Source organism: Terrirhizobium terrae (assembly GCF_030323265.1).
Lineage (GTDB): Bacteria > Pseudomonadota > Alphaproteobacteria > Rhizobiales > Rhizobiaceae > Neorhizobium.
In genome coordinates, this window is sequence record NZ_CP104992.1 from 409,525 (window position 1) to 420,584 (window position 11,060).

Sequence of the window (11,060 nt, forward strand, 5' to 3'; positions counted from 1 at the left end):
GATTCATAGGGATGGAATTTCAATTATCCGCTAATGTGGAAAAATTCTTCCGCCCATGATTACGCCACCCATGATCAGCCCGGCTTGTGATTGCCGCCGGGAAACTGCGATGCCAACTCCCGGTACCATTTGCCGCTCTTTTTGACCGTGCGCTTCTGGGTCTCGTAATCGACATGGACCAGGCCGAACCGCATGCTGTAGCCCCAGGCCCACTCGAAATTGTCCATCAGGCTCCAGGCGAAATAGCCTTTGACCGGATATCCGTCCGACGCGAGATCGGCGACGACCGAAAGATGGTCGACATAGTAGTCGAGCCGCGGCTGGTCATCGATCTCTCCGCCGGCAAGCGTCATGTTGTAGGCGGCACCGTTTTCGGTGACGTAGCAATCCGGCAGTTCATAGCGACGGTAAAGATCTTCGACGAGCGACTTCATCGCCGGCGAATAGACCTCCCAGCCGATATCCGTCACCGTTTGACCGACAAAAGGAGCCGACTTGGTTGCCGGAAACTCAGCCCCTCGCCAGAGGCATCCGAGACCCGCATCGGCGTGTAGTAATTGAGACCCCACCAATCGAGCTTCTGGCTGATGACGGCAAGATCGCCCTCCTCCACCTTCGGCATCCTGTCGCCAAGCGCTTCGATGAGAGAAGCCGGGTATTGCCCATTGAACACCGGACCAAAGAAGGCGCCGTTGTGGAAGTCGAAGGCGCGCTCTGCGGCGGCCTTGTCTTCGGCGCTGTCGGAACCCGGGATGACTGAGTGAGCATTTAACACTAGGCCGACCGGCACGTTCGGCGTCACATGCCGGATCGCCTCGACGGCAAGGCCGTGCGCGAGATTGGTCGTATGCATGGCAGCCAGTGCGGCCTCCATGTTGCGCTCGCCCGGCGCATGCTCGCCATAGAGATGGGACAGCCAGACCGAGCACCACGGCTCGTTGAAGGTGGCGACCGCATCCAGCCGGTCACCGAGCCGCGCCATCACCACCTTGGCGTAGCGCTGGAACGCATAGGCGCTCGAGCGCGCCGTCCAGCCGCCGTCGCCCATCAGCGCAAGCGGCAGGTCCCAGTGATAGAGCGTCGCGAAGGTCTTTATGCCCCGCGCCTTGCAGCCGTCGACGAGGCGATCGTAGAAATCGAGCCCCTTCTCGTTGATCCGTCCGGTTCCTTCCGGAATGATGCGCGGCCAGGCGATCGAGAAGCGGTAGGCCTCGACACCCATGTCCTTGATCAGATCGAGATCGTCCTCGAGGCGATTGTAGTGATCGCAGGCGACGTCGCCGTTATCGCGGTTCAGCACCCTGCCCGGCATGTTGGAGAACGCATCCCAGATCGACGGCTTGCGGCCATCGGTCTTCGTCGCGCCTTCGATCTGGAAGGCGGCGGTTGCAACGCCGAAAAGGAAGTCACCGGGAAAACGTGCCGCGAAAGCCTTGGGATCGGTCATGCCAACTGTCCTCTCAGGGGAGCCATCGTGCTGGCAGCGGATTTAGCCAATTATCGGCAATTTGCAAGGCAATATCCGCTGAAACCGCCTCAACGGAGACGAACGCAATGCCGCCACTCCCAGAGCATGATTTCGCCTAATTCCGAACGCTTAGCGACCAAATGCCGCGATTCCAACACACTCATAGGTCGAAAAACAAGCCGATAACTGCGACAAAATCGCCAAATTACAACTATATATGAATACAATTTATGCGTTAAAAAGAAATATTAGAAAAATATATTCCAACTTTCGGTGAAAATAGGCCAGAAATTAGCCTTTCTGTCCTTGAATCCCTTTAGACGCGGCGATAGAGCGCAGGTGTCAGATTGACGCTCCCTAGATTTTTGGGGGCTCAAGCGGATTTCAAGGGCTGCCTCCTGCAGCCACCAAGGAGATGACAATGAGAGATCTTCCGGGCTTGCCGTCCCGCAGAAGCTTCCTGAAAGCATCTGCGGCGACTGCGGCAGTCGCCGGCATCGTGACGAACGCGAAAGCCGAGCAGAAACCAGAACCGGTCGCACTGACCGAATACAAGCCGGACTGTCTTAAGCCCACCGAGTGGGCCTTCGTCATGGCAGCGGTAGCAAGACTGATCCCGTCGGACGGCGAAGGTCCCGGCGCGATCGAGGCACGCGTTCCTGTCTTTATCGACAAGCAGCTCGCCGGCGATTACGGCAAGGCTGCCGACTGGTACATGCAGGGCCCGCACGATGCCGCAGCAAGCCCGCTGCGTGGCTGGCAGACCCCGCTCAACCCGCTGGAAATCTACCAGCAGGCCATCCCGGTCTTCGACGACTGGTGCAAGGCAACCCATGGCAAGATCTTCGCTGAACTGGATGGCGAAACCCAGGACAAGGCTCTCACCTCGCTCCAGAAGGACGAGATGAAGATCAAGCCGGAACTGCGCGACTTCTTCACCATCCTGCTCGGCAATACGAAGGAAGGCTATTTTGCCGACCCGATGTATGGCGGCAACCACGGCATGGAAGCCTGGAAATATATCGGTTTCCCGGGCGCCCGCGGCTCCTACAAGGAATGGGTGCTCAAGCACAACGTCAAGTATCCGCTCGGCCCTGTCTCTATCTCCGGCGAAAGGGCGTAAGCGATCATGGCACGCACTGAAAAGAAAAAGACGTCGTCATCGTCGGCCTCGGCTGGACTGGCTCGATCCTCGGCATGGAACTAGCCCAGGAAGGCGTCGAAATCGTCGCGCTGGAGCGCGGCCACGACCAGGATACTGTTCCGAATTTCCAGTATCCGAACATGATCGACGAACTGAAATACGGCGTCCGCCTCGGCATGATGCAGAAGCCGCACAACTCGACCGTCACCATCCGCCGCGACGTCAACGAAACCGCTCTGCCCTATCGCAGCCTCGGCTCGTTCCTGCCCGGCATTGGCGTCGGCGGCGCCGGCACGCACTGGAACGGCCTGAACTGGCGTCCGCAGCTGTCCGAATATCGTCTGCGCTCCTATGTCGAGGAACGCTGGGGCGCCGGCATCATCCCTGAAGACATGCATCTCCAGGATTACCCGGTCACCTACGACGAACTCGAACCCTTCTTCGATCGCTTCGAGCGCATCGCGGGCATTTCCGGCACGGCCGGAAACATCAAGGGCAAGATCATGGAGGGCGGCAACCCGTTCGAGGCACCGCGTTCGCGCGAGTACCCGATGCCGGCCATGCCGACCACCTGGGACGGCGCCAAGTTTGCCGAAGCCGCCAAGGCTGCCGGCTGTCATCCGTTCCCGAGCCCGGGCGGTATCGCCTCGCAGGCCTATGTGAACGAGTACAACATGCAGATGGGCCCGTGTAACCACTGCGGCTTCTGCGAGCGTTACGGCTGCTTCAACTATTCGAAGTCCTCTCCTCAGACGGCCATCCTCGATGCCCTGAAGCGCAAGCCGAACTTCGAATACCGCACCCAGTGCGACGTTCTGCGCGTCGAAATGGCACCGGATGGCAAGACTGCGACCGGCGTCACTTACTATGACTACAAGACCGGCGAAGAAGTGTTCCAGCCGGCCGACCTCGTCATCCTTGCAGCCTACCAGCTGCACAACGTACACCTGATGCTGCTGTCGGGCATCGGCCAGCCCTATGACCCAGCGACGGGCGAAGGCGTGACGGGCCGCAGCTATGCCTACCAGATGAACGGTGGCTACACGCTGTTCTTCAAGGATGAAGTGTTCAACCCGTTCATCGGCACCGGCGCAAACGGCATGTCGATCGACGACTTCGGCATGGACAACATCGACTTCGGTCGCGAAGGCTTCATCGGTGGTGCCTATTGGCGTTCCGGCCAGTCCAACGGACAGCCGATCCGTTCCATGTCGCTGCCGAAGGGCACGCCGTCCTGGGGTGCAGGCTGGAAGAAGGGCGTCGGCGAATGGTACGGCCATTCGATGTCGATCGGCTCGCACGGTTCGCACATGTCCTACCGCGGCAACTTCCTCGATCTCGATCCGACCTACAAGGATCCGCTCGGTCGCCCGCTGATGCGCATGACCTTCAACTGGAACCAGAACGACATTCGCATGACGCAATTCATGAAGTCGAAGATGGAGCCGATCGCCGCATCGATGAACCCGACCTCGATGCAGGAAGGCTTCAAGAAGGAAGGCGCCATGTACGACGTGCGTCCTTATCAGACGACGCACAATGTCGGCGGCTCCGTCATGGGTGCCGATCCGAAGACTTCGGCGGTCAACCGCTATCTGCAGGCCTGGGACAAGCACAACATTTTCGTGCTCGGCGCCGGCGCCTTCCCGCAGAACACCCAGTACAACCCGACCGGCATGGTCGGCGGTCTCGCTTATTGGGCCGCCCACGCCATCCGTACGGATTACCTGCGTAACCCGCGTCCGCTGGTCTGAGGAGAACATCGATGAAAAAGCTCATTCGCGTTCTCGGCGTTCTCGTCGTGCTGGGCATCGTTGCCCTGCTCGCCTTCATCTTCGTGCCGGTGCAGCGCACCGGTCCGGTCACCCAGCTCGCAGCCGACTTCAAGCCGGCCAAGGGCCAGGGTGAATACGTCATGCGGGCCGGCGACTGTCTCGCCTGCCATACGACGGAGGGCGGCAAGCCCTTCGCCGGCGGTCGTGCGATCAACAGCCCGATGGGCACGATCTGGACGACCAACATCACGCCCGACAAGGAAACCGGCATCGGTAACTGGACGCTCGACGATTTCCGCGCGGCCCTTTACGATGGCGTGGCCCCGAATGGTACCCATCTCTATCCGGCCATGCCGTATGAGAACTACCGCAAGATGTCGGAAGAAGATGTCGTCGCTCTTTACGACTACTTCATGCACGAGGTCGAACCGGTCTCCAACAAGGTCGAGGAAACCAAGCTTTCCTTCCCGTTCAACATGCGCTTTGGTCTGAGGGCATGGAACTGGCTGGCAATCAGCCATGAGGCCGGCTTCAAGCCGGTGCAGGGACAGGATGACCAGTTCAATCGCGGCAAATATCTGGTCGAAGGCGCAGGCCACTGCGCTGCCTGCCACAGCCCGCGCAACCTGTTCATGGCGCAGGATGGCATCGAAGACACTTCCAAGGCCTTCCTGACCGGCGGCGAAATCGATGGCTTCACCGCTCCTGATCTGCGCGGTGCAGACAGCGCCCCGCAGAAGTGGACGACCGAGCAGCTCGCATCCTACCTCGCGACTGCCCGTAACGCCCACTCGACCGCAACCGGCGAAATGATGCTCGTCGTCCGCGACTCGCTGCAGTACCTGACCGAGGAAGACAACACGGCGATCGCCGCTTATCTGCAGAAGATTGGCACCGCCGGTGGATCTGCGGCTCCTGCTGCGCCGGAAAAGGCGGAAGTCACCGAGACGGAAAAGATGCTGACGGAAGCCAAGGCTGACATGCCTCTCGGCCCCCGCCTCTATCTCGACAACTGCGGCGGCTGCCATTTCGTCACCGGCAAGGGCGCTCCGGAAATATTCCCGGAACTCGACGGCAACTCGCTCGTCACCGCCAAGCTGCCGAAGGGCCTGATCAGCGTCATCCTTCACGGTGCCGAACTGCCGTCCACGGCAGAGCGTCCGATGAAGGTTCGCATGCAGGGCTATGCCGATCGTCTCTCCGACGAAGAGATTGCAGCACTTGCCACCTTCCTGCGCGAAGGCTGGACCAACAAGGCTCCCGCGGTCTCGGCAGCGGACGTCAAGGCCGTCCGCGACTCGGCGGCGCATCACTGACCTACCCCGCCCCGCCGTAGAGAGCGGCGGGGCGGGCATCAGGCAGGTCGGCCGCAAGACCGAAAGCCACCCTTGGTTGATTTAGAAACCGCCAACAAAATCACGAACTGAAATAAGAAATATAACATTTACAACGCCGGCTCAAAAACACCGCCGACATCACCTATATTGCCGCGCGAGAGAAAACGCGCTCGTCAAATTAAGTCTTTATTTTATTCTCACAGGTTGAATTACCCTCAGTTCTGGGGATCTGACCGCTGTGATCGTTCGCGTACCAAAGAGTCTTATACAGACTGGCCTCTATATTGAGTCCGTAGACTGCCCTAGTTATGAGTTCTCCCGGCGTCGGTTCATGCTGGAGTCTCAGGACGATCTCGCTTCCATCATGCTGTCTTCGGCGGTAGATCTGATGGTAAGCCAGACGAAAAGCCGGATCGACGTTGCCGCACTCATGCGGCGTGCGCCCAATGGTTATGCCCTGCCAGAACAACGATCCCTGAAAGCCGAAACGATCGCCGCGATCGACGACGCAATGCAGTCGATGCGGGAAAGCGTCGAGGGATTGATGTCCGGTTCGCTCGACATGGAAAAAGCCGGTGCCGCAGCACTTGCCGCACGTCGCAGCCTGGAGACCGCACCTGACCTTTTCCTTGAAGTTTCGCGACTGAAGGAGAAGCACAAGGAAACCTACCTGCATTCCGTCTCGGTGGCAGGCCTGATGGGCCGTCTAGCCGAACAACTCGACTTGGATGACTCCTTGGTCGAGGAGATCGGCCGCGCCGGCATCCTTCACGATCTGGGCAAGCTTCTCATTCCCAATGCCATCCTCAACAAGCCCGGCAAGCTGGACAAGGCTGAATGGCGCGTCATCCGCAGCCATCCCATACTCGGCTACCAACGCCTGCTGGAACTGGGCGAGACCTCCCAACTGATCCTCGACGTATGCCGCCTGCATCACGAAGCGCTCGACGGCAGCGGCTATCCGCTCAGGCTGCGGGACGAAGAAATCAGCCTTGCCGTGCGCATCTGCACCGTCTGCGACGTCTTCGATGCCCTCACCAGCGTCCGACCCTACAAGAAGGCATGGTCGAGCAGCGAGGCGATCAACTGGATGTACGACCAGAACAACCTGTTCGACCGAAAACTCGTCCTGCGGCTCGGCTCGCTCTTCGGCTAAAACGCATCATCCGCGCGCAAGAGTGGCGACCGGACGCGTTGCAGGAGCGCAGACCTCAGGGGCTTTCCACAGGCCCTTCGAGCGATCACGGATGTCTCAACTGAAATTGTATTGCACCGCAACATGTGGCAACGGATGAGGCAATTCCACTCATCACATGGACGCGCTCATGCTGCAAAACCTCGACAAATCCCAGCCCTATCTTCTCAGCCTTCTGCGCGCGGTTTCCGCGCTCGTGCTCTTCAGCTACGGCACCCAGAAGATTCTCCATTTCCCCTTCGCAGAGAAGGTACCGGCAGTCGGGACCCTGCCCTGGATCGCGGGCCTGTTCGAGCTCATTCTCGGTTTCTGCGTCCTGATCGGCTTCAAGACGCGCCCAGCCGCCTTCATTCTGTCGGGCCTGATGGCCTTCGCCTATTTCATCGGCCATTTTCCGCGCGGTTTTTATCCGGCCCAGAATGGCGGCGTTGCTTCCATCCTGTTCTGCTTCATCTTCCTCTACATCTTCGCAGCCGGCCCCGGCCCGGTCAGCGTCGATGCCAAGATGAAGGGCAAGCAGGCGGCATTCGCCTGATCCGCCGTTAGATAATCTCAAAGCAAGGAACCCGGAGCATTACTGCTCCGGGTTCCTTGCTTTTTAGAGCTTCACCCAGGCACCATTTTTCTTCGAAGACGCTACGCAGGCCTCAACGAAGGCGACACCCTTCACGCCGTCGTCGACGGTCGGATAGATCACTGCCTTGTCGACCGCCTTGCCGGCCCTGTGGGCATGGATGGCGCGCGCAGCCTCGGTATAGATCGTCGCGAAAGCTTCGAGATACCCTTCCGGATGACCACCCGGGATACGGCTGACGCGCGCCGCAGCGGCCCCTGCCCCGGCACCGTTGCGGGTTATCAGCCGCTTCGGTTCGCCGAATGGCGTGAACCACAGGTAGTTCGGGTTCTCCTGCGCCCATTCGAGCCCGCCCTTTTCGCCATAGACTCGCAGCTTAAGGCCATTCTCGTTGCCCGGCGCCACCTGGCTGCACCACAGCATGCCCTTGGCACCCTCGGCAAAACGCAGCATCACATGCGCATTGTCGTCCAGCCTGCGACCCGGCACGAAACTGTCGAGATCGGCGGCGAGACTTTCCAGCGTCAGGCCGGTGACGAAGGACGCAAGATTATAGGCATGGGTGCCGATATCGCCGGTCGAGCCGCCCGCACCGGATTGCGCCGGATCCGTGCGCCATACTGCCTGCTTGGCGCCGGTCTGTTCGGCCGCCTCCGTCAGCCAATCCTGCGCATATTCGACCTGCACGACACGGATCTTGCCGAGGTCGCCATTGGCGATCATCTCGCGCGCCTGCCGCACCATGGGATAGCCGGTGTAGTTGTGGGTGAGGATGAACAGCGCCTTGCTGTCATCCGCCGCCTTCTTCAGCTTTTTCGCGTCGGCAAGGTTCGACGTCAGCGGCTTGTCGCAGATGACATGGATGCCGCGCTTGAGAAACTCCCGGGCCGCTTCGAAATGCACATGGTTCGGCGTGACGATCGAGACCGCCTCGATACCGTCCTTCAGGCGGGCCTCGCGGATCGCCATGTCCTTGTAGGAGCCGTAGGTGCGGCCGCTGTCGAGCCCCAGTTCGCGCCCCGAAGCCAGCGCCTTTTCCGGCGTGGAAGAAAGCGCCCCGGCCACGAGTTCGAACTGGTCGTCCAGCCGCGCCGCCATGCGATGCACCGCGCCGATGAATGCGCCCGAACCGCCGCCCACCATGCCGAGCCGGATCCGCGGTTCGCGCGCCTCGGCCTGCTTGCCTTCGATTGCCATGAAAAGTCTCCTTTGAAATATCGTATCTCGGCGATTGCCCCTCATCCGGCTGCCGCCACCTTCTCCCCGTTCTGACGGGGAGAAGGGCGATGTGGCGCCGTCCTGCCTCAATCGAAGAGGTGCCGTATGCCACGTCACCTCTCCCCGCCTGCGGGGAGAGGTGGAGCGCAGCAGGCTGCGCTCTGGGTGAGGGGCAGGCCTCAATCACCTTAAAGCCCCAGCATTCGCCTATTCGCCGCCTCGTCGGTGCCGCTCGATGCAAAATCGTCGAAGGCATGTTCGGTGACGCGGATGATATGCGCCTTGACGAATTCGGCTCCTTCGCGGGCGCCGTCTTCGGGATGCTTCAGCGCGCATTCCCACTCGACCACGGCCCAGCCGTCGAAATCGTTGGCCGCCATCTTGGAGAAGATCGCGCCGAAATCCACCTGACCGTCGCCCGGCGAACGGAACCGGCCGGCGCGGTTGACCCAGCTCTGATAGCCGCCATAGACACCCTGACGACCGGTCGGATTGAACTCCGCGTCCTTGACGTGGAACATCTTGATCCGGTCCTTGTAGATGTCGATGTTGTCGAGATAGTCGAGGCATTGCAGCACGTAATGGGACGGATCGTAGAGCATGTTGGCGCGCGGATGGTTCTTCACCCGCTCCAGGAACATCTCGAACGTGATGCCGTCGTGCAGGTCCTCGCTCGGATGGATTTCATAGCAGACGTCGACGCCATTATCCTCGGCATGGTTCAGGATCGGCGTCCAGCGCTTGGCAAGTTCGTCGAAAGCCGTCTCGACGAGGCCGGCCGGTCGCTGCGGGAACGGGTAGAGGAACGGCCAGACCAGCGCGCCGGAAAAGGTCGCATGCGCCTTGATGCCGAGATGTCTTGAGGCGGTGATCGCCATCTTTACCTGCTCGACGGCCCATTCCTGCCGGGCCTTCGGATTGCCGCGCATTTCCGGCACGGTGAACCCGTCGAATACTTCGTCATAGGCCGGATGCACGGCCACCAGCTGGCCCTGCAGATGCGTGGACAGTTCGGTGATCTCGACGCCGTTCGCTTTGGCGACACCGGCAAGCTCGTCGCAGTAATCCTTGGAGGTGGAAGCCTTTTTCAGGTCGATCAGCTGGCTTGCCCAGGTCGGCACCTGCACGCCGATATAGCCCTTGTCCGCCGCCCATTTGGTAATGCCGTCCCAGGTATCGAACGGTGCCGCATCGCCGGCAAACTGGCCGAGAAACAGGCCTGGACCCTTGATCGTCTTCATGAAAAACCTCCACTTTTAGACTTAAGAACATGGAACGGGCGCGCATGGCGACAACCGCACGCGCCCGAGAAAACCGGATCAGAACGGCGAGTCGGGAAGTAGAAGCTCTCCGCGTTGTCCTTGGTCACCAGTGTCGCGTCGAGAATGTATTCGCCGCTGACCGGCACCTGGTCGTAGAAGCCGCCGGCGGTCAGCTGCATCGCGGTCGCCACCATCGCCGGCGGATAGAGAACGTCGACCGGGATCATCTTGTCGCCGTCCATGACCTTCTTGATCATGTCCTTCGAACCGGCACCGGCCACGACATACTGGATGTCGGTGCGCTTGGCCTGCTCGATTGCTTCCAGAACGCCGACAGCCATGTCGTCATCCTGGCACCAGACCACGTCGATCTTCGGGTACTTGGTGAGATAATCCTGCATGACGCGGAATGCGTCGTCGCGGCTCCAGTTGCCGTATTGGCGATCGAGCACCTTCACCTTGGAGCCTTCGATGCCCTTATCAAAACCGTCCTGGCGCTGCTGGTCGATCGGGATCGGCAGGCCGCGGATGATGACGACTTCGGCTTCCGGCGTCGTCTCCGCAATATACTTGCCCGCAACCTGACCGAGCGCCGGATTGTTGCCGGCGACATAGAGGTTGCGGATCGTGCTGTCGTTGACGGAAGGTGCGCGATCGACCAGCGCTACGAACTTGCCGTCGTCCTTCACCTGCTGGATGGCCGAGACGAGCTGGTCCGGATCCGTCGGCAGGATGACGAGCGCATCGATGCCCTGCACGGCAAGGTCCTGCACCGCATTCGCCTGGCTTGCCGGATCGGCCGACGTCTTGACGATGACGTTGAGGCCCTTGTGCTCGGCCATCAGAAGCTTGGCGACGCGTTCGGCGTGATAGACGACACCCGCCGTCCAGCCGTGGTCGGCGGCCGGAATGGACACGCCGATCGTGACCTTCTTCCCTTCCTGAGCAAGGCCGAGGCTCGGGGCGGCGGCAACGGAGGCCGCAAGCCCGGCGACGCCGAGACCGAATGTTCTTCTACGCATATTCTCTCTCCCAAGGTTTCAAGGGGTCTCTCCTCCTGACCGGGCCTACCCCAGATGCCCGGCCT

At 60.5% G+C, this 11,060-nt stretch carries 7 protein-coding genes and 2 pseudogenes; 5 read left to right on the plus strand and 4 right to left on the minus strand.

All coding sequences use genetic code 11. The annotated features are described in order from the left end of the window. Nucleotides 1-74: 74 nt before the first annotated feature. Nucleotides 75-1,447: pseudogene (locus N7E02_RS10090) on the minus strand (GH1 family beta-glucosidase). Nucleotides 1,448-1,889: 442 nt separating this feature from the next. Here N7E02_RS10090 and N7E02_RS10095 point away from each other — a divergent pair. The 5 genes from N7E02_RS10095 to N7E02_RS10115 all read left to right on the plus strand — a co-directional run bounded on the left by N7E02_RS10095 (nt 1,890) and on the right by N7E02_RS10115 (nt 7,454). Next, complete coding sequence (locus N7E02_RS10095) at nt 1,890-2,591, plus strand: gluconate 2-dehydrogenase subunit 3 family protein (RefSeq protein WP_286581761.1); 702 nt, start codon at nt 1,890-1,892, stop codon at nt 2,589-2,591. Between the two features lie 74 nt (nt 2,592-2,665). After that, the gene (locus tag N7E02_RS10100) at nt 2,666-4,366 is read left to right on the plus strand and encodes a GMC family oxidoreductase (protein ID WP_286581762.1); all 1,701 of its coding nucleotides are present in this window, start codon (nt 2,666-2,668) and stop codon (nt 4,364-4,366) included. A gap of 11 nt (nt 4,367-4,377) precedes the next feature. Next, nucleotides 4,378-5,703: a cytochrome c gene (locus N7E02_RS10105; protein ID WP_286581763.1), complete on the plus strand. Its 1,326-nt coding sequence runs from the start codon at nt 4,378-4,380 to the stop codon at nt 5,701-5,703. A gap of 352 nt (nt 5,704-6,055) precedes the next feature. Next, nucleotides 6,056-6,880: an HD-GYP domain-containing protein gene (locus N7E02_RS10110; RefSeq protein ID WP_286581765.1), complete on the plus strand. Its 825-nt coding sequence runs from the start codon at nt 6,056-6,058 to the stop codon at nt 6,878-6,880. A gap of 169 nt (nt 6,881-7,049) precedes the next feature. Beyond that, the gene (locus tag N7E02_RS10115; RefSeq protein WP_286581766.1) at nt 7,050-7,454 is read left to right on the plus strand and encodes a DoxX family protein; all 405 of its coding nucleotides are present in this window, start codon (nt 7,050-7,052) and stop codon (nt 7,452-7,454) included. 63 nt (nt 7,455-7,517) lie between these two features. Here N7E02_RS10115 and N7E02_RS10120 read toward each other — a convergent pair whose 3' ends face one another. The 3 genes and pseudogenes from N7E02_RS10120 to N7E02_RS10130 form a co-directional block, all read right to left on the minus strand. Further along, nucleotides 7,518-8,690, minus strand: a complete 1,173-nt coding sequence (locus N7E02_RS10120; RefSeq protein WP_286581767.1) for a Gfo/Idh/MocA family protein — start codon at nt 8,688-8,690, stop codon at nt 7,518-7,520. 209 nt (nt 8,691-8,899) lie between these two features. Beyond that, complete coding sequence (locus N7E02_RS10125) at nt 8,900-9,952, minus strand: sugar phosphate isomerase/epimerase family protein (RefSeq protein ID WP_286581769.1); 1,053 nt, start codon at nt 9,950-9,952, stop codon at nt 8,900-8,902. Between the two features lie 92 nt (nt 9,953-10,044). Continuing rightward, nucleotides 10,045-10,995: pseudogene (locus tag N7E02_RS10130) on the minus strand (substrate-binding domain-containing protein); the annotation flags it as partial. Nucleotides 10,996-11,060: the final 65 nt, after the last annotated feature.

Coding starts and splice junctions, on each gene's coding strand:
- N7E02_RS10095 (WP_286581761.1), top strand. CDS start 1,890: ATGAGAGATCTTCCGGGCTTGCCGTCCCGCAGAAGCTTCCTGAAAGCA.
- N7E02_RS10100 (WP_286581762.1), top strand. CDS start 2,666: ATGGAACTAGCCCAGGAAGGCGTCGAAATCGTCGCGCTGGAGCGCGGC.
- N7E02_RS10105 (WP_286581763.1), top strand. CDS start 4,378: ATGAAAAAGCTCATTCGCGTTCTCGGCGTTCTCGTCGTGCTGGGCATC.
- N7E02_RS10110 (WP_286581765.1), top strand. CDS start 6,056: ATGCTGGAGTCTCAGGACGATCTCGCTTCCATCATGCTGTCTTCGGCG.
- N7E02_RS10115 (WP_286581766.1), top strand. CDS start 7,050: ATGCTGCAAAACCTCGACAAATCCCAGCCCTATCTTCTCAGCCTTCTG.
- N7E02_RS10120 (WP_286581767.1), bottom strand. CDS start 8,690: ATGGCAATCGAAGGCAAGCAGGCCGAGGCGCGCGAACCGCGGATCCGG.
- N7E02_RS10125 (WP_286581769.1), bottom strand. CDS start 9,952: ATGAAGACGATCAAGGGTCCAGGCCTGTTTCTCGGCCAGTTTGCCGGC.